Consider the following 24,424-nt stretch of genomic DNA (forward strand, 5'->3'; position numbering starts at 1 on the left):
ACCGAACCGGTGGACCACCGCCGCCGCGACCGTGTCCCGCCGGGGCCCCGGGCCGCCCTCCGGAAGGAGCGCACCTGCGCCCGGCCCGCGCCGGCTGCCGGGGGAAGACTCCGGCCTCCGGCGCGGGCCGGGCGCGGGGCGGGCCGTGGATCCCGTAGGGTCGGCCAATGGCGAAGTACTTCGACGTTCACCCGCAGACCCCGCAGGCCCGCACCATCGGCACGGTGGCCGAGAGCCTCCGTTCCGGGTCCCTGATCGCGTACCCGACCGACTCCTGTTTCGCCCTCGGCTGCCGCATGGGCAACACCGAGGGCCTCGAACGGATCCGGACGATCCGGCGGCTCGACGACCGCCACCACTTCACCCTGATGTGCGAGAACTTCGCCCAGCTGGGCCAGTTCGTCCACATCGACAACGCCGTCTTCCGCGCCATCAAGGCGGCGACGCCGGGCAGCTACACCTTCATCCTCCCCGCCACCAAGGAGGTCCCGCGCCGGCTGATGCACCCGAAGAAGAAGACGGTGGGGGTCAGGATCCCCGACCACGTCGTCACGCAGGCACTCCTCGCCGAACTCGGCGAGCCCCTTCTCTCCAGCACCCTGCTCCTCCCCGGCGAGGACGAGCCCCTGACCCAGGGGTGGGAGATCAAGGAGCGCCTCGACCACGTGCTGGACGCCGTGGTGGACTCCGGCGACTGCGGCACGGAACCGACGACGGTCGTCGACTTCTCCAGCGGCGAGGCGGAGATCGTCCGGCGCGGCGCCGGCGACCCCGCGCGCTTCGAGTGACGCCCCGGCCACGGGCCGACCGGGGGGTCCAGGGCCGGTTCGCCGGGGGCTGAAAGCGGGCCGACGAGCGGTTGGCGACGTCGGGGCACAGGAGGGACCGGTACTCCGGTCCCTCCCGCGGCCGGCCGGGCGCCTGGGGAACGCGCCGTCAGTGGACGTCGTAGGTCACGTGCGTCGCGGTCGATGTCGCGAGGACGCTCCGCTGTACCAGGGTGCGCGGCACCGCGCCGGTGAACAGGGGTGTGCCGGCGCCCAGCAGGACGGGGGCCAGGTGCAGCGACAGCAGGTCGACCAGGCCGGCGTCCAGCGCCGAGCGGATCAGGGCGCCCCCGCCCATCAGGACGACGTCGAGGTCCCGGCCGCTGTTCGCGGAAGCCGCCTCGGCGTGCCGGCGCGCGGCGGTGACGGCATCGGGCAGACCGGTGGTGACGAACGTCCAGTCGAGGGCGCCGAGTCGGACGGACTCCGGCCGCGAGCTCGTCACGACGACGAACGCGGGTTTGCCGACCTCCGCGGCGCCGTAGCCGGTCTCGTCGTCCCAGCCGCGCGGCCCGTCGACCAGGTCGAAGAGCCGGCGGCCGAGGAGGACGGCGCCCGAACGGCCGGTCGCCTCGCGCAGGAGCCGACGGTCGTCGGGGTCGTCGGAGAACGCCCAGGTGTGCAGCGCCTCGCCACCGGTGCCCAGCCCGCTGTCCGGGCCCGGGTCCGGTCCGGTGACGAAGCCGTCGAGGGAGACCGAGATGTCCGCGATGATTCGTGTCATGTCGAGGTGGACTCCATCTGCCGCCTGCACTCATCCGTCATGCCGCAGTATGTGACGCACGCCACTCACTCTCAACGGGACGCGCTCGGGGTTCGCCGACCCGGGACGGGCGGGCGGGCGGCGGGGAGGCGAGCCACGGCCTGCCCCGGCGGCACCGTGCGGTTGCGCGAACGCGCACCCCGCGAAGGCCCGGTGAACCCCTCGGACCTGAGCAGCCGTCACCTCGACAGAGGAAGCCGTCCGCCGGACGGGCGGCTCCGGTCCGCGCTACTGAGGAGTACCCGTGAAGAAGATCAAGACGGCGGTGGCCGCCGCCGTTCTCGCCGGTGTCGCGTCGATGGCCGCGCCCGCCAGCGCGGTGGCGGAGCCGATGCACTGCACCAGCCCGGCCTGGGGCGGCGAGTACCTCTGCGGCGGCGAGTTCGGCCAGCCCGGCATGGCCGAGTACGGCTACCGGGACGGTCGCCGACAGGTGTTCGTCATCGGCACCGACCACGCCGTGTGGACGCGTTCGAGCAGCGCGGCCGGCAAGAAGACCGCTTGGACGTCCCTGGGCGGCTACCTGATCGGTGGCGTCGGCATCATCGCCTCGGACACGGGCGGGGGCCAGTTCGAGGTCGGCGCGAGGGGCACGGACGGCGGCCTCTGGGCCCGGAGCCACGCCGCGAACGGCAGCTGGACGGCCTGGGCCCGGATCGCCTAGCACCCCGACTCTCCCGGCCCGTCGGGCATGCGAGCGTGCGCGCGTCGACGTCGGCGGCGAGCCGCGGCAGGGCCGTGGCCGAGCCGCGTCGTCGTGCCATCGCGCCGCCGGCCGTGCCCTGGCGACGATCTCCCCGCCCGGTGTCCGGCGGGGAGTTCGTCGTTTCGGCTGCCGGGCGGTCTCACGGAGGGCCGCCGCCCCCGACGTTCACCGGCCTCCGCACCGGGACCCGGATCGTTGCGGGCCGCGCTGGAGGCCGGGCCGCACGAGTGAGGGGCCGTTCGCCCGGTGGACGCGGCCCCCGGCCCTGGGACATGGGGCCGGGGACCGCGGTCGGTGGGGCGACGAAGGGTCAGGAGGCGGGCATCAGCACGGTGTCGACGATGTAGACGGTGGCGTTGGCGGTCTGCACGTTCCCGCAGAGGACCTTGGCGGACCCGTTGACGGCGAACTCGGGCGTGGCACCCGTGACGGTGACCTCGTCGGCCTCCAGGGTCTTGTGCGCGCCGGTCAGGGCCGTCGGGGCCAGGCGCTGCGGGACGACGTGGTAGGTGAGGATCTTGGTGAGCTTGTCCTTGTCGGCGAGGACGGCGTCGAGGTCGGCCTTGGGCAGCTTGGCGAAGGCGTCGTTGGTGGGGGCGAAGACGGTGATGTTCTTCGCGGAGTTGAGGGTGTCGACGAGACCGGCCTTCTTGACCGCGGTGACGAGGGTGGAGAGCAGCGGGTTGTTGGAGGCGGCGGTGGCGACCGGGTCGGCGGCCATGCCCGCGAAGGAGCCGGCGCCGTCCTTGGGGACGGCGGTGCAGGCGACGCCGAACGGCTGCCCGGTCATCGCCTGTCCGGCCGTGCTCGCCCCGGCCGTGCTCTGGGCGGCCGGGGAGTCCGGCACGGGTACCGGGTTCGCGGCCCCGGTGGTCGCGGCCGCCGCGGTCGGCGCCGGGCCGGCCGCCGTGGAGCTGTCGTCGCCCCCGCAGGCGGTGAGCGTGGCGGCGAGGACGCCGCCGACGAGCAGGGCGGTGACGGGCTTGCGGCGCAGGATGGTGGTCATCGGTTTCTTTCTCTCTCGGATGGATGGTGCCGTCCCGCTCGGAGCGGGGGTCGGGCGGTTCACAGGACGGTGACGACGGTGCTGTGCCAGCCCGTCGCACCGGCCGGGAAGGGCGGTCTGCGGGTCTCCTCCTGGACGGCCCCGGTCGCGTCGGTGGCGCGGACCTCCAGGCGGTGCGTACCGGGCGCGGCCGAGCGCCAGGTGTGGTGCCACTGCCGCCAGACGTCGGGCCCGGCGTCGGCGGCGAGCACCGCCTCCTGCCAGGGCCCGCCGTCGACGCGGACCTCGACGGCGGCGACGCCGCGGTGGGTCGCCCAGGCCGTGCCGGCGACGGTGACGTCCCCGCCCGGCACCCGTGCGAAGGCGGCGGGAACGTCGATGCGGGAGGCGGTGCGCACCTCGCCGGTGCGGTCCCAGCCGCGCTGCACCCAGTACGGGTCGCGGGCGGCGAAGGTGGTGACCTCCAGGTCGACCAGCCACTTGGTGGCGGAGGTGTAGCCGTAGAGGCCCGGGACGACGGTGCGGCAGGGGAAGCCGTGTTCGACGGGCAGCGGCGCGCCGTCCATGCCGATCGCCAGCAGGGCGGCGCGGCCGTCCAGGACCGACGCCACGGGTGTGCCGATGGTCATGCCGTCCTCGGAGCGGCCGAGCAGCTGCTCCGCACCGGTCCGCAGACCGGCCCGGCGCAGCAGGCCCGGCAGCGAGACCCCGAGCCAGCGGGTGGTGCCCGCGTACGGGCCGCCGACCTCGTTGGAGACGCAGGTCAGGGTGTGGTCGAGTTCCTCCATCGGCAGCGCGAGCAGCTCGTCGAAGGACAGTTCCAGGGGCCGGTCGACCAGGCCGTGGATCCGCAGTGTCCAGTCGCGCGGGTCGATCCGGGGCAGGGTCAGGGCCGTGTCGACGCGGTAGAAGTCGGCGGTCGGCGTGCGCAGCGGTGGGAGTCCGGGGATCCGTGGCCCGGCGGCGGGCGGCAGCGCCGGCAGGGGGCGGGCCGGTGGCGGGAGGACGACGGCCGCGCGGGCGGCGCCGACGTCGGTCCGTCGGTCGGACAGGTACCGGGCGCCCGGGCCGAGACCGGCCGAGAGCGCGACGACGGCGCCCGCGGTCAGGACCTCCCGGCGTCCCGGACTGCCCGGGACGGGGGGCCGCCGTCCGGCGGTCCGGCGGGGCAGCAGGACGAGCAGGACGGCGGCGGCGGCCAGCGCGGCCGCCGCCGAGGGCAGGGCGTCGACGGGCCGTGCGCCCGGGCGGGCGAGTGCCGCCCAGACGCCGAGCGCACCGAAGGCGGCCGGCAGGACGACGGCCGCGGCCCGGCGGTGGGCCGCCACGGGCCCCAGGCCGACGGCGAGCAGTGCCATGACGGTGTAGATCCCGGTGAGGAGCACGGTCTTGTCGGAGGTGCCGAAGGAGCGCACCGCCCACTCCTTGACCGCGGTGGGCGCGAGGTCGATCGCGGCCGAGCCGATCGCGATCACCGGGGCCGCCTGCGGGCGCAGGAGGGCCGCCGCCGTCTCACCGACGGCGAGGGCCGCGCAGGTGGCGGCCGCGCCGAACGCCATCAGGGCCGGCAGCGCTCCGGCACGGTCGCGGCGCCCGGCGCGTCGGGTGGTCACATCGTTGCTCACACTCCCCATTCGGTCGGCTCGGCGCCGCGGATGGGTCCGTCGCCCGGGTTCACTCGATCGGGTGAGGGGGGCGACCGGATCCGTCCGAAGGCAATCCGCCGGCCTGCCGGGGGCGAATACCGTGCGACCGATGAACGACATTCCTGAAACCCCGAACCAGGCCCGGGCGGTCGCCGTGCCTGCCGCACGCGACCGTCCGGCCGGCACGCCTCGCCGGTGCGTCCGCCCGGCCGGTCACCGGAGTTGCGGATCGCGGGGGCGTGGCAGGTGACCGCCGTCGCCTTCCTGCCCGGCCGCTCCGAGCCGCCGGGCGAGCTCAAGGCGGTGATGGCGCTCGTCGCCGCCGGTGATCACGAGGCGTTCGCCCGGCTGTACGACGCGGTGGCCGGCCCGGTGTTCGGCCTGGTTCGCCGGATCCTTCGGGACGAGGCCCAGTCGGAGGAGGTGACGCAGGACGTGATGCTGGAGGTGTGGCGCGGCGCGGCCCGCTACGACCCGCTACGCGGGGAGGTACTGCCCTGGGTGATGACCATCGCCCACCACCGTGCCGTGGACCGGGTCCGGCACTGCGAGGCGGCGGCCGACCGCGACCGGACGGTGGCCGCCGGCAGCCGGGAGACGCCCTTCGACGAGGCCGCCGAAGGAGCCGGTACCCGGATGGAGCGACAACAGGTCCGGCACTGCCTGCGGCGCCTGACCGATCTGCAGCGCGAGTCCGTCCTGCTGGCGTTCTACCAGGGCCTGACCCACCGGGAGGTCGCCGAACGGCTGAGCACCCCGTTGGGCACCGTCAAGACCCGGATGCGCGACGGTCTCATCCGCCTGCGCGACTGCCTGGGAGCCGGATCATGACCGCCCCCGCCGACAGCGATCTCCACCTGCTCACCGGCGCGTACGCGCTGCACTCCCTCGACGCGGACGAACGTGACGCCTTCGAGGCCCATCTCGGCGGGTGCGAGAGCTGCGGGGAGGAGGTGGCGGGCTTCGCCGCGGCCCTGAGCCGGCTCGGTACGGCCCAGGCGGTCGAGCCACCGCCGCGGCTGCGGGCGGCGCTGCTGGCCCGGCTGGAGCGGGAACACCAGTTGCCGCCGCTCCCCCGGCACACCGGCGCGGCCGCGCCCCGGGTCGCGCCGCCCGGCGTCCGCCGGCGGGCCCGCTGGCCGCGGTTCGCCCTGGCCGCCTCGCTGGCCGCGACCACCGCGCTCGGTGTCCTCGCCGTGCAGCAGCACGAGCAGGCCCGGCGGGCGCGTTCCGACGCCGGGCAGTTGCGTGCCCGGCAGGCGGCCTTCGGCGAGTTGCTGACCGCCCCGGACGCCCGGGTGAGCACCGTCACCGCCGGTTCGGGTGCCGGCACCGTGGTCTGGTCGGCCGACCGCAACCGGGCCGGGTTCCTCGCCACCGGCCTTCCCGATCCCGGGCCCGGCCGCGTCTACGAACTCTGGCTCGACCACGCGGGCACCTACCTCCCGGCCGGTCTGCTGCCGGACGGCGACGGCGCCCTCCTGCTCACCGCGCCCCTGGACGGTGCCCGGTCCGTCGGCCTGACGGTGGAGCCCGCCGGCGGGTCGGTGCGGCCGACCGGCGAGCCCGTGCTGGCCCTGCGGCTGGGGCGGACCTGACGCCCGGCCGCCCGGCGCGCCGCCGGGCGGACCGCGCAGCGGATCTCGTGGCACGCAGCCCCGGGGGCCCGACCGCTGCGGTCGGGCCCCCGGGGCTCGGCTCCCGCGCCGGAGCCGGGGCGGGAGTCGGCGGTCGGCTACCGGTCGAAGTGGTGCCGGTGTTCGGCCAGGAAGGCGTCGAGGGTGCGGGGCGAGCGGCCGAGGACGTCGGCGACGGTGCTGGTGGGTGTCTCGGGGCGGGCGACGGCCAGTCGCTGGATCTCCACGACGTGGTCGGCGAGCCAGTCGGGCATGCCGGCCCGGTGGACGAGGTTGTCGCGCATCTCGTCCGGGGCGAGGTCGACGTACCGGATCAGGCGGCCGGTCACCGCGGTCAGCCGGGCGGCGAGGTCGGGATGGGAGACGGCCTCCGGTCCGGTCAGGGTGTAGGTGCCGCCCGCGAGGTGACGGCGGGTGAGCACGGCAGCCGCGACGTCGCCGATGTCGCGGCTGTCGACGTAGTTGCAGGGCGCCTCCCCCATCGCGCCGAGGATGACCCCCTCGGCCACGGCGGGCGCCAGGCGCAGGAGGTTCTGCATGAACGCGTAGGGCCGCAGGACGGTGCCGGTGAGTCCGGAGGCGCGCAGGTGTGCCTCGACGGCGTGGTGTCCGCGGGATATCGCGACGGGCGAGTCCGGCTCGGCGGCCGGGGCGGAGACCTTGACCACGTGTCCGATGCCGCTGACCACGGCGATGTCGATGACGCGGGTTTCGAGCGCGACCTGCGCGGGGCTGTTGGCCATGGCGAGGAAGAGCTGGTCGGCGCCCTCGAAGGCGGCGCGCAGCGAGTCGGGGTCGCCGGCATCGGCGTACCGGACCTCGACGAGCCGGTCGTGCCGCGGGCCGGCGGTGCCGGGGAGCGGCCGCTGCGGGGTGCGGGTGAGGGCGCGCACGGGTACGTCGAGTGCGCGGAGGCTGTGGAGCAGGGCGGTTCCGGTGGTTCCGGTCGCTCCCATGACAACGATCATCGGGTGTCCTCACATACCTGGTGTATTCCGCGGCGGCGGGTGCCGCCTGGTTCGGTGACGGCCGGGGCCGGGGCTACGGCCGGATTACGGCTACGGCCGGGGCTACGGCCGGGGCTGCAGCCGGATTACGGCTACGGCCGGGGCTTCGCGACGGTGCCGCGCCAGCGCAGGGTGACGATGGTGGTGGCGAGGACGGCGGAGACGGGCAGGTCGATGCGCAGCCGCCGCAGCCAGGGGGCGGCGGGAAGCGCGGTGTGCGCCGGCAGCCATGCGGCGACGAACCACCCCAGCCCCGCCGCCACGCCGGCGGTCGCGACGACGAGCAGCACGGTCAGCACGGGCCGCGGCAGGGCGAGCGTCCAGCGCCGTGGCTGCCCGCCGTGCCGCAGCCAGGCGCCGACCAGGAACGCCACCACGGCGGAGGTGCCGGCGATGGAGGTGCCGGCCGCCACCGTGAGGTCCGCCTGACCGGTGACCACCCCCGCGGTACCGGCCATCAACGCGGGAGCGGCGTAGGCGGTCAGCACCTCGCGCCACAGGACGAACGGCCGGGCGGCCGCCCGGCTCGGGGCGGTCCGGTCCTTCGTTGCGGGCATGTCGGCCTCTTCTTCTCGTTCGGGTTCCGAAAGGCGAAAGGGTTCGACCGGGCGGCCGGACGGGCCCACCCCCGGTCAGGTAATTAGTTGGCTAATTACTACTCCGTGAAAAGGGCTCCCGTCCACGGGACGGGAGCCCGGGCCGGCCTACGGCCGGGGTCGGCCGAATGGGCCGGGGTCAGTCGGCGGCCAGTCGGCGGTCAGCGCCGAACTGCCGCGCACGACGCGGGAGAGCAGGTCCAGGAACACCGTGCGCTCCTCGACGGTGAGCCCGCCCACCATCGCCTCCAGTCGCCCGAAGTGCTCGGGCGCCATGTCGCGAAGGCGCTGCGCACCGCGCGCGGTCAGGACCGCCACCGTGCCGCGCCCGTCCTCGGTGGACGGGCGCCTGGCGACCAGGCCCTCGCGTTCGAGTCCGTCGAGCAGGCCGGTGACCGTGGCCCTGGAGACGTCGAGATCGGCCGCCAGCTGCGAGGGGGACTTCTCTCCCCCGTGACCTTCGAGGTCGGAGAGCAGGCGGTAGCGGCCCGTCGAGAGTCCGAACCGGGCGAAGTGCGCCTCGGCCGCCCGGCCGACTCTCGCGCCCGCGGAGATCAGTCGCACGGCGACCAGCACCGCCTGCGGATCGACCTCCAGCCCGTAGTGCCGCAGCTGCCATCCGGCCTGCTCCAGCGTGGGCTGCTCACCGTCGCTACCGTCCCTCGTCATGCAGATAATATGGCAGCTAATGACTTGGCCCGTCAAGGAGCCGCCGGCATTCACCGAAAGGCGCCACCCGACGGCCGGACCCCGGAGTGACGGCAGGACGTGTGGCGGGAGGGTGAACCGCGCTCCGGCCCCAGCGGCCGGGGCCACCGCCCGGGTATGTCTCGCGGAATGTCCGACCGTCAGGACGGCGCCGGTACCCGGCCCAGAACAGGTGGATCCATGAGTTCGACCCCCAGAAGTCGTCGCGTCCGGGCCGCGGCCCTCCTCACCAGCCTCGCGACCGTGCTCGTCCCCGCGCTGACGCTCGGCACCGCCGCGCCGGCCGCCGCGCACGGTGACGAGCTGAGCGCCGAGATCCGGGCCATCATGGCCAAGCCCGGCTACGAGCACGCCCAGTGGGGACTGCTGGAGCGGGACGGCACCACCGGCGAGGTCATCCACTCCCAGTTCCCCGACCAGTTCTTCCTCCCCGGCTCGACGGCCAAGCTGCTCAGCGTCTCGGGCGCCTGGCACGCGCTGGGCGGCGACCACGAGTTCACCACCCCCGTGCAGGCCGTCGGGCAGCAGAACGGTTCGGCCCTGGACGGCAACCTGGTCCTGATCGGCCAGGGCGACCTCACCATGGGTGGCCGCACCGCGCCGGACGGCTCGGTCTCCTACACCCCGATCGACCACACCTACGCCAACGACGTGCCCGGCGCGACCCTCACCCCCGAGGACCCGCTGGCCGGGCTCGACCTGATCGCCCGGCAGGTGCGTGATGCCGGACTCACCCGGATCGACGGCGACGTCGCCGTCGACACCCGGCTCTTCAGCTCCTTCCCTGGCCTGGACCCGACTCCCACCCCGCTGATCGTCAACGACAACGTCATCGACCTGCTGACCACCCCGACCGCCCCGGGCCAGAGCGCGCAGCTGACCTGGCGTCCCCAGGTCGCGCCGTACCAGGTCGAGTCGACGGTGCGGACGGTCGCGGCGGGCAGTCCGACCGACCTGACGGTCTCCGCCTCCCCCGACGGCACCCGGATCACCGTCTCCGGCACGATCGCGGCCGACGCCCCGCCCACCCTGCGGATCTCCCCGGTGCAGGACCCGGCCGCGTTCGGGCGCACCGCCCTGATCGAGGCCCTCGGCCGCGCGGGCGTCACGGTCGCCGCCGCGCCGACCGGGCCGAACCCGACCGACAAGGTGCCGGACTCCTACGACGGCACCCGGCGGGTGGCCGCCTACGTCTCCCCGGTCTACGCGAAGTACGCCAAGCTGATCCTCAAGGTCAGCCACAACCTCGGCGCCAACCTGGCCATCTGCCTGATGGCCGTGACCGCGGGCAGCCACCAGTGCGAGGACGGCTTCCCCGTCCTCAACGCGTTCCTGCGCGGGGCCGGGATCGACCCGACCCAGGCCCAACTCCTCGACGGCCGCGGCGGAAACCCGGTCGACCGGGTCACCCCGAGGATCGAGACCGACATCGTGAACTACTGGCAGAACACCCCGGAGGCCGCCCGCTTCCGCGACGCGCTGCCGATCCTCGGCGTGGACGGCTCGCTGGCCGGCGCGTGCGCCGGCTGCCCCACCTGCCCCGGCAAGGGCAAGGTCTGGGCCAAGCCCGGCAGCGTGGTCGGCGAGGACGGGCTCAACCAGCGGCTCGCCGTCGGCGCCCAGACCCTGGGCGGCTACCTCGACGCCGGCCACGGCCGGCTGAACACCTTCTACCTGGCCGTGAACGGCGCGTCCACGCCCGACATCGACGGCATCCTCGACGAGATCAACGACCTGGCCCGGATCGCGGGCCTGCTGCAGCAGGAGGCCGAGGCACGCAACGGCTGAGGTCCGAGGCCGTCCGGCGGGCCCGGCCGGACGGTGACCGGCGGGGGTACGGCCGCAGCCGGGGCGCCCCCGGCCGTGCCCCCACCCGGGTGCCTCCGGGGTGCGGGTCAGGTCCGGGCCTCGCGGCGACAGATCCGGTCGTGCTGGCGGATGCCGATCAGGGCGGCTTCGAGGCGTGAGGCCACTGCGCCACGAGGAGGGCGTACTCCGGTCGGGAGAGCCCTTTCGCCGCCCGCAACAGGGTGAGGGGGTGTGCCATGGGAGAGCCTTGGGTTTCAGGACGGTGCCGGGAGAGGGTCTTCCGGTGCGGTTCCAGAGCCTAGGAAGCCCCTTCGGGCTGTGCCAGGCTTCGAGGCACCCCCCTGGGCACGCCCGGCCCGTAGGGGTTGCCCTCCGGGGCCGACTCTGCTGGCGCTTCCTCCGCAGGTGATCGGCCCGGCGGGACGGGCCGCAGGGTGGTGGGGTCGGCGATCAGCCAGGCGGTGTCCTTGTCCTCGCCCCACCGTACGTTCGCGATCCAGGGCAGCTCCGGGCCCGGGCGGCGACGCGCGGTGACCAGGCAGGAGCGCCAGTGGCCGCCGACCCGCGCCCAGGCCAGACGCCAGCACCGGTCGGCGCCGTCCTCGGCGGGCGTGCCGGCCAGCTCGGCGGGCACCGCAACCGCGTCCCGCCACCGACCGAGGAACGGCGCGGCCGGTGGAGGCGCGTCCTGCGGCTCGGGCAGCGGCCGGACGGTCTCCTCCGTGTACAGGAACCACCCCCAGGGCTGTGGGCTGTCCGTGTCGGGCGCCCAGCGCACGTGGACCACCCAGCAGGCGGCGCCGGGCGGGCGCCGCCACACGGTGAGCATCCCCGGGCGCCACTCCCCGCCGAGCCGGATCTCCACCAGCCGCCACCGCCGCACGTCCCGGGATGCTCCGGGCAGGGTCATCAGCTCGCGCGGCGCCCGCTCGGCATCGCCGGGCCGCTCGGGCGGGCGGACGGGGCGGGAGAACGGAACGGCCGAGGTCATGAACCCATTATTCGATTGTTTGTTCGAGTGATCAAACGTCAGCTGCGCGGGCCGCCGGATGGGGGACCTGTGCCGACGCGCGATAGCTGTCCCGTGCGCGAACTGGTGGTCACCAAGACCACACAGCCGATCCGTGATTCCTGAGTCGTGACGCGCTGGTTGGAACCTGGTCACGAGAGTGGGAACCGGTCCGACCGTCGCCGACGCGGAAGCGATCCGGACGTGGCTCGCCCGGACGGTGAACCGACCGCGGCTCCGGACTCCGGCTCCCGCCGCCGGCGGCCGGGTCAGCGGCGGCTCTCGATCCGCAGGCCGCCCGTGGTCACCCGACGGATCGGCTCGCTCACCAGCAGCTCGTGCGGCTGGCCGAGGGCGATCGCGCCCGCCGCGTCGAGCCGGGCCAGCTGGGCGTCCGTCAGCTCGACCGCCAGGGCGCCCAGGTTGTCCTCCAACTGGGCGCAGGTGCGGGCGCCGAGCAGCGTGCTCGTCACGCCCGGCTTCCGCAGCGTCCAGGCCAGCGCCACCTGGGCCGGAGTGTGCCCCAGCTCGTCGGCCACCTCCCGGACCACCCCGGCCACGCCGAGGCTGCGTTCGGTGAGGGTTCCCAGGGCGAGGTTGTGGCTCCGGCGGGTGCTCCCGTCGGGGCCGGCGCCCGTCGCGCCCACGTCGTCCCGGCCGTACTTGCCGCTGAGCACCCCGCCGCCGAGCGGCGAGTACGGGACCACGCCCAGGCCCAGCTCCCGGGCCATCGGGATCAGGTCGCGCTCCGCGGTGCGTTCGATCAGGCTGTACTCGAGCTGCAGCGCGACCAGCGGCGACCAGCCGCGCAGGTCCGCGATCGCCTGCATCCGGGACACCTGCCAAGCCGGGGTGTTGGAGATCGCCACGTACAGCACCTTGCCCTGCCGGACCAGGTCGTCCAGGCCGCGCAGCACCTCCTCCACCGAGGTCCGGAAGTCCCAGACGTGCAGGTACAGCAGGTCGAGGTAGTCGGTGCCGAGCCGCCGCAGGCTGCCCTCCACCGAGCCGAACAGCGCCTTGCGGTGCCCGCCCCCGGAGTTCGGGTCGCCGGGGCGGCGCAGGGTCGAGTACTTGGTCGCCAGCACCAGGCGTTCGCGCTCCTCGTGGGCGAACTCGCCCAGCAGGCGCTCGGAGCTGCCGTCGGTGTAGGTGTCGGCGGTGTCGAGGAGGTTGCCGCCGAGCCCGACGTAGCGGTCGAACAGCTTGCGGGCCTCGGCCCGTTCCGCGCCCCATCCCCATTCGGTGCCGAAGGTCGCGGTGCCCAGGGCCAGCGGTGAGACCCGCAGTCCCGAGCGGCCCAGCAGCCGGTAGTCGTCGAGGGCCAGTGCCATCGGGTTCTCCAGTGTTCGCGTGTGTTCGTGTTCCCTTGCCGGGAGCGAGTCTGCAGCGACGGCGGGTCCCGGATAAGGGAGGGACTTTCCTGGGAAGACCGGTCCCACCCTGGCGGTTGGACCGGTCATGACGACCCGCACCATGGACACCACCGAGGAACTGGCCGCCTTCCTGCGCGGCAGGCGCGAACGGCTGGACCCGGACCGGCTGGGCCTGCCCGCGCACCGGCGGACCCGGCGAACGCCCGGACTGCGCCGCGAGGAGGTCGCCGAGCTGGCCGGAGTCAGCACCGACTACGTGGTCCGGCTGGAGCAGGGCCGGGGGCTTCGGCCCTCCGCGGAGGTGCTGGCGGCGCTGGCCCGGGCCCTGCGGCTGGCACCCGGCGAACGCGACTACCTCTTCGACCTGGCCGGACGGCGCCGCCCCGGCAGCACCGGCGGGCCGGCCGCTGGTCCGGCGCCGTCGCTGGCCCACCTGGTCGACGACCTCTCCCCGCTGCCCGCCATGCTGCTGGACCACCGCTACGACCTGCTGGCCTGGAACCCCGAAATGGCCAGGCTGCTACCGGAGTTCGACGCCGTTCCGCCGGAGCGGCGGAACGCGATGTGGCTCTGCCTGCTGCACCCGCCGATGCGCGGCTTCTACGCCGACCGCGAGAGAGTGCTGCGGGACGGCGTCGCCCATCTGCGCGCGGCCTGGGCCGCCCACCCGCAGGACCGGGCACTGGCCGGGCTGATCGCCGAATTCACCGCGCAGGACGAGGACTTCGCCCGGCTCTGGGCAGAGCGGGAGGTCCGCGTCAACGGCCGCGGCCGCAAGCTGCTGCGGCACCCGGCCGTCGGGACGATCGCCGTCGACTTCGAGGTCCTGCTCCCGCTGGAGGACCCAGAGCTCCGGCTTCTGGTCTACCGCGGCGCGGACGACGAGAGCCGCGTAGCCCTGCACCGGCTGTGCGGCGGTGACGGGCGCCAGGAAGGCTGACAACCCACGGCTGGTGGCAGGAGGCGTGACCACTTGCGCTGGATGGTGTCGACGCCGAGGTGGGTGAGGACGCCGTGCCCGCCGTTCTTCCCCCCGGACGTGCAAGGTGTCCCTGGACAAGCGCCGCCTGCGCCGCGCCGTCGGGCCCGGGCTACCGGAGGGTCGGGGCCGCGCCTTCGGGCCCGGGCTACCGGAAGAGCGGCGCGACCGTGATCACTCCCGTCCGGATCTCCCCCGCCGTGCGGACGGGCCCGCTGTTCGGCGGGGAGGTCTCCGTGCAGAGCCCGGACGGCCGGCACGGACGCGACACCCGGCAGCCGTTCGACGTCGAGGTCGTCGAACGGCTGCCGACGGAGGGCCGCTACGACCGGCGCGGGCCCGCCGCGTCACCGGCGCAGCTGCGCGTTGAGCCAGGCGGCCTGCCGGGTGAGGTGGTCGCGTTCGGGGAGGGTGGGCGCCGACCGGGCGGCCTGGGCGTAGAGCCGTGCCGCGGTCGCCGGATCACCGTCGCGCTCGTGGAGGTACGCCGCGACGGCGGTGTACCGCGGCAGGGCGGGGTCGAGCTCCGCCAGGGCGGCCAGCCCCGCCCGGGCGCCGTCGGCCTCGCCCACCGCGACGGCCCGGTTGAGGCGTGCCACCGGGCTGTCGGTGAGCCGTACCAGCTCGTCGTACCACTCGACGATCTGCACCCAGTCGGTCTCCTCGGTGGTCCGGGCGTCGGCGTGGAGCGCGGCGACGGCCGCCTGGGCCTGGTACTCGCCCAGGCGGTCGCGGGCGAGGGCGGCCTGGAGCACGTCGACGCCCTCGGTGATCAGCCGGGTGTCCCACAGGCCGCGGTCCTGCTCGGCGAGCGGCACGAGCCTGCCGTCCGGGCTCGTCCGGGCCGGGCGCCGGGCGTGGTGGAGCAGCATCAGCGCCAACAGGCCCGCGACCTCCACGTGGTCGGTACCGGCCGCCAGTTGGCGGGTCAGCCGGATCGCCTCGGCCGCGAGGTCGACGTCCCCGGAGTACCCCTCGTTGAAGACCAGGTAGAGCACCCGCAGCACGGTGGCGACGTCACCGGGCCGGTCGAAGCGGACGCCGGAGACGGTCCGCTTGGCCCGGCTGATCCGCTGGGCCATGGTCGCCTCCGGCACGAGGTAGGCCTGCGCGATCTGCCGCGTGGTCAGGCCGCCGACCGCGCGCAGAGTGAGCGCGACGGCGGAGCCCGGCGTCAGGGACGGGTGCGCGCACAGGAAGTACAGCTGGAGCGTGTCGTCCACCGCCTCGCCCCGGTCGGGCACGGGCTCTGCCTCGACCAGGTCCTCGCGCCGCCGCCGGGAGGTGTCGGCCCGGACGGCGTCGAGGTACTTGCGCCAGGCCACCGTGACCAGCCAGCCCTTCGGGTCGCACGGCGGGTCGTCCGGCCACCTGCGCACGGCCTCGACCAGGGCCTCCTGTACGGCGTCCTCGGCCGCCGCGAAGTCCGCTCCGCGACGGACGAGGACACCGATCACCGCGGGCACCAGGGCCCGGAGCAGTGCTTCGTTCACTCGGTGGCCGTGCACTTCTGGCCGTAGAACGGGCGCACCTCAAGCCACTCGTGGATGGGCTCGCCCCCCGCGCCCGGGGCCGCCGACAGCTCGCCGGCCAGCTCGACCGCGCGCTCGTAGGTCTCCACGTCGATCACCATCCAGCCGGCGATCAGGTCCTTGGTCTCCGCGAACGGACCGTCGGTGACCGGGGGCCGCCCCTCGCCGTCGTAGCGGACGAACGTGCCCTCCGGGGAGAGCGCCTGGCTGTCGACGAACTCGCCGGTGCCCTCCAGCCGGGCGGCGAAGTCACGCATGTACTGCACGTGGGCCGTCACCTCCTCCGGCTCCCACTGGTCCATCGGCACGTCGTTGACCGCCGCCGGCGCGCCCCGGTAGTGCTTGAGCAGCAGGTACTTGGCCATGATGTTCTCCTTGGTGAGGTACGGCCCATTGTCGCCGTCTTCACCCCTGGGACGGAGCCGGGCGCGGGTTCTCGACATCCCTTCGCGAACTTTCTTCCACGGTTTTCGGGGCCACCGTGCTCCGGCCGGGGATCGTCCGGTGCTCGGCGTCGCCGTGGTGGAAGGTGTGACGGAAGGACCGGTCCGGGCAGCGGCACCGTGACGCGTCGGACGGGTCCGGCGGGTCCGGCGGGTCCGACGCGGGCGGGTCGGACCGGCCGTGGCGCCGTCCCCTCCTCCTCCGGGGCTCAGCGCTCGCAGGCGACGCCGTCGCCGTCGGCGTCGAGCCCGGCGCGGTAGCCCGGGTCGCCCCGGTGCAGCGGTGCGGCGCCGGCGGCCTTCGCGGCGGCGCAGTTCTTGTAGTAGGCCGCCGCCGGAGCCTGGGTGGTGGGTTCCGGCTCGCTGGTGGGGGGCTTCGGGGTGGTCACCGGCGGCTTGGTCTCCGGGACCGGCGGCTTCGGCGGAGCCGGGGCGGCGGCGGGGGTGCTGGGCGCGACCGGGACGGGCGCGGGCAGCGGGGGCGCGGTGGTCGGCACCGGGCTGGGTGCGGCGGGCGGCTCGGTGGCGGCGGGTTCGGGCGCGGCCGGGGCGGGCGGGGTGGTGGGCGCCGGCGGGGTGGTCCCGCCGGGCGGGGTGGTCCCGCCGGGCGGGGTGGTCCCGCCGGGCGGGGTGGTGGGCGCGGCCGGCTCGGCCGGGGCGGAGCTCACCGGGCCCGGGGGCTTGCTGTTCTGCTCGGCCTTGGAGTCGCCGGAGGCGCCGATCAGGATCAGCAGCCAGACGGCGGCCAGCACGGTGACGGCGAGCTTCGCGCCCTTGGTGAGCCGCTTGGAGCGCCACGCCCACAGTGCGCCGAGCGGCGGGAGCAGCCAGAGGGCGAGCACCCGCAGGGCCATCTGCCCCTTGGTGCGCGGGGGCAGGGGCGCCGCGGCGGGCGCAGGGGTGTGGACATGGGTCGAATTCACGCGGATTCCCCGGGTCAAGATCACAGGTGGTAGGCGCACATTGTGCCGCAACCGTGAACGGCTTCGACCGGTATTCCACACATCGGGCACCCCGGCCCCGGGAGTGGGCCCCGGGGCCGGGCGTTCCGTCAGTTGGCCACCCACCTGGCCACCCGCCCGCCGCCTACGATTCGGCGGAGGTCCGGCGGGCGGCCGCCTCGTCCCGCAGCACGCTGTAGCGAATGCTGTCGCGCCACTGCCCGTCGCGGAACACCACGTTGCGCAGCACGCCCTCCTGGGTGAACCCGGCCTTCTCCAGCGCGCGTTGCTCGGCGAAGTTCTCCGTCTCGGTGTCGGCCTCCACCCGGGCGACCGGCGAGTACGCGAACAGGTAGTCCACCAGCAGGATCTGGGCCCGAGTCCCGATGCCCCGCCCTCGCGATCCGGGGAGCAGCTGGATACCCATGCTCCAGTAGTACGAGCGCGGCACGACGTCCACCCGCCGCCAGCCGACGAACCCGTGGAACTCGCCGCCGGCAGCGACGGCCAGCTGTCCGCGGTCGTCGCCCAGCAGCCGGTTCTCGGCCCACCGCCGCCGCCAGGACCCGGGGTCGGTCCAGCCGAACCACTGGAACGTCCCGACCGCCTCCGGGTTCTGGACCAGTTCCTCCAGCGTGCCCAGCTCGCTCTCGGCCACGGGGCGCAGTGTCACATTGTCATATGGCATGCGGTGAAGTGTAGTTTCGGCCATCGGGCGCCGGAGAGGATTCTCACCGCAGGGTGGACGGGGCGGCGGAGCCCGCACCTGCTCCGTTTCGCTATGGGGAAAGTCCGCCCCGGTCCGGAGCGACGATCCGTACAGTCCGATCTCATGACGATGGTCACCACACGCACGGTCACCTATCCCGCCGACGGCCTGACGATGGCCGGGCACCTCGCGCTTCCCGCCGGGGTCGACCGCCGGCCCGCCGTCCTGATCGGCCCCGAGGGGCCGGGCCTGAACGACTTCCAGCGCCGCCGGGCCGACGCCCTCGCCCAACTGGGCTACGTGGCACTCGCCTTCGACCTCCACGGCGGCGGACACTGGTTCACCGACCCGCAGGAGATGCTGGCCCGCGTGATGCCACTGCTCGCCGACCCCGGCCGGATGCGGGGCATCGGCCACGCGGCCCTCGATGTACTGCGCGCCGAACCGCGGACCGACCCCGACCGGATCGCCGCCATCGGCTACGGAACCGGCGGCGCGATCGCGCTGGAACTCGGACGCGACGGTGTCGACCTGCGGGCGATCGGAACGGTCAACGCACTGACCACGGGCCGCCCGGGCGAGGCCGCGCGGATCCGTTGCCCCGTGTGGGCCGGGGTCGGCTCGGAGGACCCGATCATGGCCGCCGGGCAACGGGACGCCTTCGCCGCCGAGATGCAGGCCGCCGGCGTCGACTGGCGTCTGGTGGTCTACGGCGGGGCCCTGCACGCCTTCCACCACCCGCCGGTCGACCAGAGCGTGGTCCCCGGCGTCGGCCACCACCCGCGGCACGCGCGGCGGGCCTGGCGCGACATCGTCGGCCTGCTCGCCGAGTGCCTGCCCGTGACGGGGTGAGCGGGCCGACCGTGACACGGCCGCGGGAGTGTCCGGACAGGCCGTCGCCCTAGGACCAGGAGACCTGGGCCCGCGTACCGGCCGAACGGACATCCACCAGATCGAACCCGTCCTGCCGGCGGATCACATGACGGATGCCCTCCGGGGCCGAACTGCGGACGAACCCCACCCATCCGACGCCGGTCGCCTTCCGGAGGAGCCACTCCACCGCCTCCATCACCACCCCGAACTCGTCCTCGTGAACACCGGTGCGAAGGGTGAGCGCCCAGGGGGCGCGCCCCTCGGGATCCGCCCGATCGACGGCACGGACCAGCAACGCGGTGTCCGCACCCGCGAACGAGTGGCTCGCCGATCCGCCGTCGAAGACCGGCCACGGCTCGTGGCCGGAGTCCTCCCAGTCGACGGCAGCATGCGTCGCCGGTGCCCGGTCGGCCTGACCCAGGAGCCATCTCACCTCCTGTACGACCGACGCCGGGAGGTCCGACGGGAGATCCACAGCCAGGAACAGGTCGTAGTAGTCGCTCACCCCCCGAACCTAACCCCCACCACCGACACTCCCGGCCGGCGGACCGCACGGACCTGGGCCCCCGGGCGAGCGGATGGGCCGTCAGGTCACCGGCTCGGATGGAGTATCGTCCGGTGATCGCACCGGTTCGAGCGGTCCGCAGCGATCGGCGGTCCGTACCGATCGGCGGTCCGTACCGATCGGCGCCCGGGCCCGGTCGGCGAGCGTACCGGCCGTACCAGCGAGGAGAACCGTGACCCTGCGCCCACCCGCCCTCGGCCGCGGCCGGGCGGCGGCCCTGCTCGCCGCGACCTTCCTGGCGTTGAGCGGCTGTACGAGTCCCGGCGGAGGCAGCGGGCCGGAGGCGGCGCCGACGCCGGCCGGGCCGACGCTCGCGGGGCCCGGCCGGCTGGTGGTCGCCCGCTGCGAGCGGTGGGCCGCGCCGTCGCCGACCACGGCGGACCGCAAGGTGCACGTGGTGACCGCCACCGCCCACGCGGCCACCGACGGCAGGGAGGAAGCCCGCCGGGTCGCCACTCTGCCGGACCTGGCCACCAGTGCCACGCTCTGCGACCCGACCCTGACCACAGCCGTCTCGGCGACCGCCGACCGGCAGGCGTTCAACGCGGACTTCTCGCTGATCGCCGGCACCGTGGCACCGCACTCGGGGGCGATGAAGCGGGCGGCCGCCTTCACCCTGCCCGGCGGACGGGCAGCCTCCACCGCGCCGGCCGACGGGCCGGGCGAGGATCGCCGACCGCTGTTCCAGGAGGGCACCTCCGTCCTCTGGTACGAGACCGCAGGCCGGAAGCTGACCAGCCGTGACCTCGCCGTACGCGGCGCCGAGCCCGCGCCCCGGGGCACGGCCCCCGGCGAGGATTTCGCCCTGGACGGCGACCGCCCGTGGCCGGCACGCCCGTTCGGCACCAAGCCCGAGGGAGTCTCGGTCGCCCCCGGCGGCACGGTAGCGGCCGGGTACACCCAGCAGAACGCGGTGCTGTGGCGCGGCGACCAGGTCACCGGAAGCACCCTTGGCGTCGTCGAGCCGCTGCTGCTCGGGACGCCCGCCGAACCGGGCCACCAGGTCGTACCGGGTTCGGCGGGCGTACCCAGCGGCTGCGTTCCGAGGCTCTGGCTCGACGGCGGCCATCTGCTCTGCGGGACACGCGACAACCTCTACCGCGTCGGGTTCGCAGCCGACTTCAGCCGGGTCGAGGGCGTGGACGCACTGCTCCCGCCCGAGAAGCGCTTCGTCTCGGGAGCGGTGCTCTCCCCCGACGGCAAGGCGCTCGCCTACCTGTCCGCCGCCGACGGGACCGAGTCCATCCACCGGGTCGACCTGGTGCCGGACGCCGTCCCGGTCAAGCTGGCCGACCTGCCCCCGACCGCCCCCGCCACGGACGACCCCGAGAACGGCTTGCCGCACCTGGTGGCCTGGCTGTGAACCGGGACAACCGAGATCCTCAGCAGCCAGGGAACGGGATGAAACGGATTCAGCGGGTCACCGGCACGGTCGTCGGCTCGGCGGTGGGCGACGCGCTCGGAGCCCCGTTCGAGTTCGGCCCCCGCGGCGCCTTCTCCACGCGGTTCCCCGTACCCGGTGACGGTGTCAGCGCCGGTGGCGCCGGCGAGATGTGCGGAGGTGGCGGCTGGGATCCGGGTGAGGCGACCGACGACACCCAGATGGCCGTGCTGGTGGCGGAGTCGCTGCCGCAGCGCGGTGGACTGGACCTGCCGGACATCTTCGGCCGCTTCCAGCGGTGGGCGGCGTCCGACCCCAAGGACATCGGCCTGCAGACCGAGGACGTCCTGACCAACGGCATGGCCTGGGACATGGCCGCCGCGATCCACTTCCAGGTGAACCTGCGGGCGGCGGGCAACGGATCGCTGATGCGGGCCTCGACCTCCGCGGTGCACTTCGCCGGTGCCGGACGGGCGGCCACCATGGACGCCGCCCGGCGCATCGCCGCCCTCACCCACGGCGACCGGGCCGCCTGGGAAGGCACCGCGATCTTCCACGAACTCGTCCGCCTCACCCTGGAGGGCGAGGACGCCCTCGGCGCGCTCCCGGAGATCCTGGACCTCGTCGATCCCGATCACCGGCCGCGCTACGCGACGGTCCTCGATCCCGGCTGGGATCCGGACCGGGCGACCGAGTTCAACGGCGCCGTCTGGCCCTGCCTGGGATCCGCGGTCTGGGCTCTGCGCACCACCACGAGCTTCGAGAGCGCGGTACGCGCGGCCGTCGACCTGGGCGGCGACACGGACACCGTCGCCGCGGTGACCGGCGGGCTCGCGGGCGCCCGCTACGGGCTGGACGCGATCCCTGCCCGGTGGACCGCACCGCTGCACGTCCCGCTGCCGGGTTCCGGCGGACGGGTCCTGCTGTTGCCCGACCTTGTCGACCTGGCGCGCCGCCTCGGGAGGTGACCTTGCCCGAGTGCCCCCGGGGGTCCCGGTCGTGCCCGCGGCGCGCACCCGGGACCCCCGGAGGCACTCACCCGGCAGGGGGAGGGAGATCGTTCCGGCGGCTGACGGCGCACCGCCACGGACGGTGCACCGTGGGGAACATGACGAGTGCCGAACGGACGATGAGGACGCTCCCGAGCGCCCGGTGGCAACGGTGGCCGGGTTGGGTGGCCCGGGCCACCCTGCTGTGGGGGGCGCTGTACGCCGCCTTCGGCCTGGCGTGTGCGCTGAGCGGGACCTCCCTGCTCCCTCGCGGCGGTGACTCGGCCGCCGCCGCGCTGAGTTGGGCGGTCGTGGCGACAGGGGCGCTGGCGACGACGGCGAGCGGGGCGGTGGTGCGGTACGGACTGCGGCCCGCGCTACGGGTCCTGCTCCTGGTGACCTGCGGGCTGGCAGGAATCACCGCGTTCAGCCTGCTGATGGATGTGATCACGCTGCTGTTCGGTCAGGGCGTGGACTACCCGGCCGCCGCGGCGAACAAGGCCCTGGCAGCGGTCGGAGCGGGCCTGCTCGCGGCCACGACCCGCTCCGACCGGGCCGGCGAAGCCACCGGTGCCACCGGAATCGGCAGTACCGGCGGTACCGCTGTGCGGGCGCCGACCGCTGCGCCTCGGGCCGTCCAACTCGCCGCCTGGGCCGGGACACTGGCCTGTCTCCCGTACGCGGCGATGAAGCTGGTCTGGGCGTCCGGCGGGACGTTCGCGGGACTCACCGGTGCGGAGACGCTGGCGATCTCGGAGCGGAACGGCGCCTCGGGCGTCTTCCTCGCCCTGGAGTCCTGCGGCCTGGACCCCACCGCACTCCTGGCCGCGCTCGGCGTCTTCCTCCTCTGGGGCCTGGTCCGCCCGTGGGGACAGGTCTTCCCCCGCCCGCTGCCGTTCCTCCGCGGCCGGCGCGTGCCGCGCTGGCTCCCGCTCGCCCCGGCTCTGCTCGGCGCCGCCACGCTCGCCCCGTACGGCGTGGTGGGAGTCGGATACCTGGCCCTGGCCGCGGCCGACGTGGTGACGATCCGGCCCGGTGACTTCCCCTCCTCGGGCGACGCGCTGCTGGTCGGCTGGATCGGGCTGGTCGCCTTCGCCGTCTACGGCCTCGCGCTGACCGTCGCGGCCCGCTCCTACTGGCTCCGGACGCGACCTGCCCGTCGGGCGGGTGTCGGCGCGGAGTGATCGGTGGCGTCCGGCCTCGGCAACAACGGTGTCGAGCGGCTGGACGAGCTGGTCTCGGTCGACGGCCTGTCTCCGCTGGAAGCGGCCGCGCGTCACCCGCACGCGTGGTGGGCCCGTACCCCACCCTCGACCCCTGCGGGACGAGCCAGTTCGGCGGCCGAGGAAGGACCGGTCACGATCGAGTAACGCGTCGGGCGTCGGCGCCGACGGTCCACTCCTTTCCAGAGCAGCCGATCGGATGTGGAGCAGCTCGATGCGCCCCAGCTCATGCGACCCCGTACCGGGGGGCCGGATCACCGACCTCGCGCGCCCCGCGCTCCCGGCGGTGGGTGTGTCCCGGCGCCCGAGGCGCCGTTCGGGGCGGTGCTCCGTCGGGCGACCGAACCGGCCCCGCCCAGGGGACGGGTCGTGACCGTGAGAGCGGTCGAGGTCAGCAGAGCGGTCGTGCCCGGCGACCGGAAGCCGGCGGCACGGAGACAGCCTCCCGCGCGGCCGCTGAGGTCCGAGCGCGTGCGGGAGCGGGCCCCACCGGCCCGGCGCCCGCGCCGCCGACCACCGACTCCCCAAGGACCCTCATGCCTACCTCCCTCGCCGCCGCCCTGCCCGACTCCGCCCTCTGCGACCTCCTCACCCGGGAGGTCACCCGGCGGGAGGCGGCCGAGGAACTGATGCGCAGGCACGGTCAGACGACCCTCGCCTACACCCGCGTCCTGTGCGGGAATCGGCAGGACACCCATGTGCTCATGGCGGAGACCTTCAACCGCACGCTCGACGTCTTCTGCGACCAGAACCCCCCACGCACCACCTGGATCACCTGTCTCTTGCACGAAGCCCGCCGGTTGGCCGCCCAGTGGGCCGACAGCGGGCGGCACGCCGCGCTGTCACCCCACTTCCTCCACTGGCTGCGCCAACGCGGCGGCGACACGCCCGCCGGCTGTGTCCGGGCCCTCTGCGGAGCCGAGGCCGAATCGCGCGCCCCCGTCACGCACGACAGCGGGGCCAGGGCGGCCCTCGAACCGTAGGCGGCGCGGCGGCGTCGGGCCGGGGGGGAGGGCACCTCCGGTCCGGCCGGCATCGATCGCCTGACACGCCGTCGGCCTTGTCCGGTGTCCGCAGTCCGGTCCGCGGGAGTATGCGGTGTGACCCCGTCGACGAAGCTGGGCCGGCGTGCGGGAACTGGCGATCACCGAGGCGCCTCCGTGCTCGGGCTGCGCCGACCCCCTCGGCGAGGCGGCCTCGATGGACCTCGCTCTGGCCACCGGCCGGGGCCCGCGATTCTCCCGGGACGAACGGCCCGGTGCTCGGATCAGAGCAGCTCTGATCATTCGATCGTCAGGTTATAGTGCGCACGTCAAAGTGTCCGGGCAGGCCTCTGCGGGGCCGCCCTGACGTCGGATCACCTCCGCCGTCCCGAAGCAGGAACCGATACGACGTTGCCCAGAACGCGAGTTGCCGTCCCGGTGACGGCGCGGAGAGTCGAACTCACCCGCCCGGACACGGTGCACGGATCCGCGTTCCGCCGCCTCCGCCGCCCACTCGCGGGCGGGGCTCCTCGGTTCCTCGCCGCGGCCCGCGGCCCCGGTCGCCGGAGACCCCGCCGCCGCTCGGCCCCCGTCTGAGAGCGAAGTCGGCCGCTCACCCCTTACGTCACCGTCACCCGGCGCTCCTCGTGCGCCCGCGCTCTCCGAGAGGTCCGCCCCGTCATGGTCGACCCCCGCTTCAGCATCCTGTCCGGGGA

24 protein-coding genes are annotated in these 24,424 nt (G+C 74.6%); 11 read left to right on the top strand and 13 right to left on the bottom strand.

All coding sequences use genetic code 11. The features are described 5' to 3' along the window. Positions 1 to 167 precede the first annotated feature (167 nt). Positions 168 to 788: an L-threonylcarbamoyladenylate synthase gene (locus tag ABZ497_RS26865; protein WP_352286824.1), complete on the top strand. Its 621-nt coding sequence runs from the start codon at positions 168 to 170 to the stop codon at positions 786 to 788. A gap of 148 nt (positions 789 to 936) precedes the next feature. On the opposite strand, the gene ABZ497_RS26870 is transcribed toward ABZ497_RS26865, so the two are convergent. Further along, on the bottom strand, positions 937 to 1,551 hold the full coding sequence (locus tag ABZ497_RS26870) for a dihydrofolate reductase family protein (RefSeq protein ID WP_359808870.1): 615 nt from the start codon (positions 1,549 to 1,551) through the stop codon (positions 937 to 939). A gap of 283 nt (positions 1,552 to 1,834) precedes the next feature. Between ABZ497_RS26870 and ABZ497_RS26875 the strand changes: the two genes are divergently transcribed. Continuing rightward, positions 1,835 to 2,254, top strand: a complete 420-nt coding sequence (locus ABZ497_RS26875; protein WP_352286819.1) for a hypothetical protein — start codon at positions 1,835 to 1,837, stop codon at positions 2,252 to 2,254. Between the two features lie 352 nt (positions 2,255 to 2,606). Here ABZ497_RS26875 and ABZ497_RS26880 read toward each other — a convergent pair whose 3' ends face one another. Together ABZ497_RS26880 and ABZ497_RS26885 are read right to left on the bottom strand one after the other, a co-directional pair. Next, on the bottom strand, positions 2,607 to 3,302 hold the full coding sequence (locus tag ABZ497_RS26880; protein ID WP_359808872.1) for a fasciclin domain-containing protein: 696 nt from the start codon (positions 3,300 to 3,302) through the stop codon (positions 2,607 to 2,609). Positions 3,303 to 3,361: 59 nt separating this feature from the next. Next, complete coding sequence (locus tag ABZ497_RS26885; protein WP_359808874.1) at positions 3,362 to 4,936, bottom strand: molybdopterin-dependent oxidoreductase; 1,575 nt, start codon at positions 4,934 to 4,936, stop codon at positions 3,362 to 3,364. Positions 4,937 to 5,194: 258 nt separating this feature from the next. On the opposite strand from ABZ497_RS26885, the gene sigK reads away from it, so the two are divergent. Together sigK and ABZ497_RS26895 are read left to right on the top strand one after the other, a co-directional pair. Beyond that, on the top strand, positions 5,195 to 5,779 hold the full coding sequence (gene sigK, locus ABZ497_RS26890; protein ID WP_359808876.1) for an ECF RNA polymerase sigma factor SigK: 585 nt from the start codon (positions 5,195 to 5,197) through the stop codon (positions 5,777 to 5,779). Continuing rightward, positions 5,776 to 6,546, top strand: coding sequence for an anti-sigma factor (locus ABZ497_RS26895; protein ID WP_359808878.1), 771 nt, complete (start codon positions 5,776 to 5,778; stop codon positions 6,544 to 6,546). The genes sigK and ABZ497_RS26895 overlap by 4 nt, the downstream gene beginning before the upstream one ends. Before the next feature lie 137 nt (positions 6,547 to 6,683). Here the strand turns inward: ABZ497_RS26895 and ABZ497_RS26900 are convergent, their stop codons facing one another. From ABZ497_RS26900 to ABZ497_RS26910, 3 genes are all read right to left on the bottom strand, one after another. Beyond that, entirely contained in the window at positions 6,684 to 7,541 is an 858-nt protein-coding gene (locus tag ABZ497_RS26900) for an SDR family oxidoreductase (protein ID WP_359808880.1), read from the bottom strand. 143 nt (positions 7,542 to 7,684) lie between these two features. After that, positions 7,685 to 8,149: a hypothetical protein gene (locus ABZ497_RS26905; RefSeq protein WP_359808882.1), complete on the bottom strand. Its 465-nt coding sequence runs from the start codon at positions 8,147 to 8,149 to the stop codon at positions 7,685 to 7,687. A gap of 147 nt (positions 8,150 to 8,296) precedes the next feature. Beyond that, positions 8,297 to 8,857: a MarR family transcriptional regulator gene (locus ABZ497_RS26910; RefSeq protein WP_359808884.1), complete on the bottom strand. Its 561-nt coding sequence runs from the start codon at positions 8,855 to 8,857 to the stop codon at positions 8,297 to 8,299. 219 nt (positions 8,858 to 9,076) lie between these two features. Between ABZ497_RS26910 and dacB the strand changes: the two genes are divergently transcribed. After that, a complete protein-coding gene (dacB, locus tag ABZ497_RS26915) occupies positions 9,077 to 10,684 on the top strand; it encodes a D-alanyl-D-alanine carboxypeptidase/D-alanyl-D-alanine-endopeptidase (protein WP_359808886.1) in 1,608 nt (535 codons plus the stop codon). A gap of 319 nt (positions 10,685 to 11,003) precedes the next feature. Here dacB and ABZ497_RS26920 read toward each other — a convergent pair whose 3' ends face one another. Both ABZ497_RS26920 and ABZ497_RS26925 read right to left on the bottom strand, forming a co-directional pair. Continuing rightward, entirely contained in the window at positions 11,004 to 11,696 is a 693-nt protein-coding gene (locus tag ABZ497_RS26920; protein WP_329485364.1) for a hypothetical protein, read from the bottom strand. A 287-nt stretch (positions 11,697 to 11,983) separates the two neighbouring features. Beyond that, positions 11,984 to 13,048, bottom strand: coding sequence for an aldo/keto reductase (locus ABZ497_RS26925; RefSeq protein ID WP_359808888.1), 1,065 nt, complete (start codon positions 13,046 to 13,048; stop codon positions 11,984 to 11,986). 127 nt (positions 13,049 to 13,175) lie between these two features. Here ABZ497_RS26925 and ABZ497_RS26930 point away from each other — a divergent pair, with 127 nt between their 5' ends. Further along, positions 13,176 to 14,030, top strand: a complete 855-nt coding sequence (locus tag ABZ497_RS26930) for a helix-turn-helix transcriptional regulator (RefSeq protein WP_359808890.1) — start codon at positions 13,176 to 13,178, stop codon at positions 14,028 to 14,030. Positions 14,031 to 14,416: 386 nt separating this feature from the next. On the opposite strand, the gene ABZ497_RS26935 is transcribed toward ABZ497_RS26930, so the two are convergent. The 4 genes from ABZ497_RS26935 to ABZ497_RS26950 form a co-directional block, all read right to left on the bottom strand. Further along, positions 14,417 to 15,562, bottom strand: a complete 1,146-nt coding sequence (locus ABZ497_RS26935; RefSeq protein WP_359808892.1) for a DUF6596 domain-containing protein — start codon at positions 15,560 to 15,562, stop codon at positions 14,417 to 14,419. Next, positions 15,559 to 15,966 carry a YciI family protein gene (locus tag ABZ497_RS26940; RefSeq protein WP_359808894.1) on the bottom strand — a complete coding sequence of 136 codons (408 nt, stop codon included), beginning with the start codon at positions 15,964 to 15,966 and terminating at the stop codon, positions 15,559 to 15,561. The genes ABZ497_RS26935 and ABZ497_RS26940 overlap by 4 nt, the downstream gene beginning before the upstream one ends. A 287-nt stretch (positions 15,967 to 16,253) precedes the next feature. Beyond that, the gene (locus ABZ497_RS26945) at positions 16,254 to 16,967 is read right to left on the bottom strand and encodes an excalibur calcium-binding domain-containing protein (RefSeq protein ID WP_359808896.1); all 714 of its coding nucleotides are present in this window, start codon (positions 16,965 to 16,967) and stop codon (positions 16,254 to 16,256) included. A gap of 163 nt (positions 16,968 to 17,130) precedes the next feature. Next, positions 17,131 to 17,673 (bottom strand): GNAT family protein, encoded by a 543-nt coding sequence (locus tag ABZ497_RS26950; RefSeq protein ID WP_329485372.1) that lies wholly within the window; start codon positions 17,671 to 17,673, stop codon positions 17,131 to 17,133. A 144-nt stretch (positions 17,674 to 17,817) separates the two neighbouring features. On the opposite strand from ABZ497_RS26950, the gene ABZ497_RS26955 reads away from it, so the two are divergent. Then, positions 17,818 to 18,546, top strand: a complete 729-nt coding sequence (locus ABZ497_RS26955) for a dienelactone hydrolase family protein (RefSeq protein ID WP_359808898.1) — start codon at positions 17,818 to 17,820, stop codon at positions 18,544 to 18,546. A gap of 49 nt (positions 18,547 to 18,595) precedes the next feature. Here the strand turns inward: ABZ497_RS26955 and ABZ497_RS26960 are convergent, their stop codons facing one another. Beyond that, complete coding sequence (locus ABZ497_RS26960; protein ID WP_359808899.1) at positions 18,596 to 19,072, bottom strand: hypothetical protein; 477 nt, start codon at positions 19,070 to 19,072, stop codon at positions 18,596 to 18,598. Positions 19,073 to 19,304: 232 nt separating this feature from the next. Here ABZ497_RS26960 and ABZ497_RS26965 point away from each other — a divergent pair, with 232 nt between their 5' ends. The 4 genes from ABZ497_RS26965 (at position 19,305) to ABZ497_RS26980 (ending at position 23,708) form a co-directional block, all read left to right on the top strand. Continuing rightward, on the top strand, positions 19,305 to 20,495 hold the full coding sequence (locus tag ABZ497_RS26965) for a hypothetical protein (protein WP_359808900.1): 1,191 nt from the start codon (positions 19,305 to 19,307) through the stop codon (positions 20,493 to 20,495). Positions 20,496 to 20,533: 38 nt separating this feature from the next. Beyond that, positions 20,534 to 21,481 carry an ADP-ribosylglycohydrolase family protein gene (locus ABZ497_RS26970; RefSeq protein WP_359808902.1) on the top strand — a complete coding sequence of 316 codons (948 nt, stop codon included), beginning with the start codon at positions 20,534 to 20,536 and terminating at the stop codon, positions 21,479 to 21,481. Between the two features lie 140 nt (positions 21,482 to 21,621). Continuing rightward, the gene (locus ABZ497_RS26975) at positions 21,622 to 22,686 is read left to right on the top strand and encodes a hypothetical protein (protein ID WP_359808904.1); all 1,065 of its coding nucleotides are present in this window, start codon (positions 21,622 to 21,624) and stop codon (positions 22,684 to 22,686) included. Between the two features lie 575 nt (positions 22,687 to 23,261). Continuing rightward, complete coding sequence (locus ABZ497_RS26980) at positions 23,262 to 23,708, top strand: hypothetical protein (RefSeq protein ID WP_359808905.1); 447 nt, start codon at positions 23,262 to 23,264, stop codon at positions 23,706 to 23,708. Positions 23,709 to 24,424 lie beyond the last annotated feature (716 nt).

This window comes from Kitasatospora sp. NPDC005751 (assembly GCF_040630835.1).
GTDB lineage: Bacteria > Actinomycetota > Actinomycetes > Streptomycetales > Streptomycetaceae > Kitasatospora.

Excerpts from the sequence above, each read along its gene's own strand:
- ABZ497_RS26865 (WP_352286824.1), top strand. The coding sequence starts at position 168 with ATGGCGAAGTACTTCGACGTTCACCCGCAGACCCCGCAGGCCCGCACC.
- ABZ497_RS26870 (WP_359808870.1), bottom strand. The coding sequence starts at position 1,551 with ATGACACGAATCATCGCGGACATCTCGGTCTCCCTCGACGGCTTCGTC.
- ABZ497_RS26880 (WP_359808872.1), bottom strand. The coding sequence starts at position 3,302 with ATGACCACCATCCTGCGCCGCAAGCCCGTCACCGCCCTGCTCGTCGGC.
- ABZ497_RS26885 (WP_359808874.1), bottom strand. The coding sequence starts at position 4,936 with ATGGGGAGTGTGAGCAACGATGTGACCACCCGACGCGCCGGGCGCCGC.
- ABZ497_RS26895 (WP_359808878.1), top strand. The coding sequence starts at position 5,776 with ATGACCGCCCCCGCCGACAGCGATCTCCACCTGCTCACCGGCGCGTAC.
- ABZ497_RS26900 (WP_359808880.1), bottom strand. The coding sequence starts at position 7,541 with ATGGGAGCGACCGGAACCACCGGAACCGCCCTGCTCCACAGCCTCCGC.
- ABZ497_RS26905 (WP_359808882.1), bottom strand. The coding sequence starts at position 8,149 with ATGCCCGCAACGAAGGACCGGACCGCCCCGAGCCGGGCGGCCGCCCGG.
- ABZ497_RS26910 (WP_359808884.1), bottom strand. The coding sequence starts at position 8,857 with ATGACGAGGGACGGTAGCGACGGTGAGCAGCCCACGCTGGAGCAGGCC.
- dacB (WP_359808886.1), top strand. The coding sequence starts at position 9,077 with ATGAGTTCGACCCCCAGAAGTCGTCGCGTCCGGGCCGCGGCCCTCCTC.
- ABZ497_RS26920 (WP_329485364.1), bottom strand. The coding sequence starts at position 11,696 with ATGACCTCGGCCGTTCCGTTCTCCCGCCCCGTCCGCCCGCCCGAGCGG.
- ABZ497_RS26925 (WP_359808888.1), bottom strand. The coding sequence starts at position 13,048 with ATGGCACTGGCCCTCGACGACTACCGGCTGCTGGGCCGCTCGGGACTG.
- ABZ497_RS26930 (WP_359808890.1), top strand. The coding sequence starts at position 13,176 with ATGACGACCCGCACCATGGACACCACCGAGGAACTGGCCGCCTTCCTG.
- ABZ497_RS26940 (WP_359808894.1), bottom strand. The coding sequence starts at position 15,966 with ATGGCCAAGTACCTGCTGCTCAAGCACTACCGGGGCGCGCCGGCGGCG.
- ABZ497_RS26950 (WP_329485372.1), bottom strand. The coding sequence starts at position 17,673 with ATGCCATATGACAATGTGACACTGCGCCCCGTGGCCGAGAGCGAGCTG.
- ABZ497_RS26955 (WP_359808898.1), top strand. The coding sequence starts at position 17,818 with ATGACGATGGTCACCACACGCACGGTCACCTATCCCGCCGACGGCCTG.
- ABZ497_RS26970 (WP_359808902.1), top strand. The coding sequence starts at position 20,534 with ATGAAACGGATTCAGCGGGTCACCGGCACGGTCGTCGGCTCGGCGGTG.
- ABZ497_RS26975 (WP_359808904.1), top strand. The coding sequence starts at position 21,622 with ATGACGAGTGCCGAACGGACGATGAGGACGCTCCCGAGCGCCCGGTGG.
- ABZ497_RS26980 (WP_359808905.1), top strand. The coding sequence starts at position 23,262 with ATGCCTACCTCCCTCGCCGCCGCCCTGCCCGACTCCGCCCTCTGCGAC.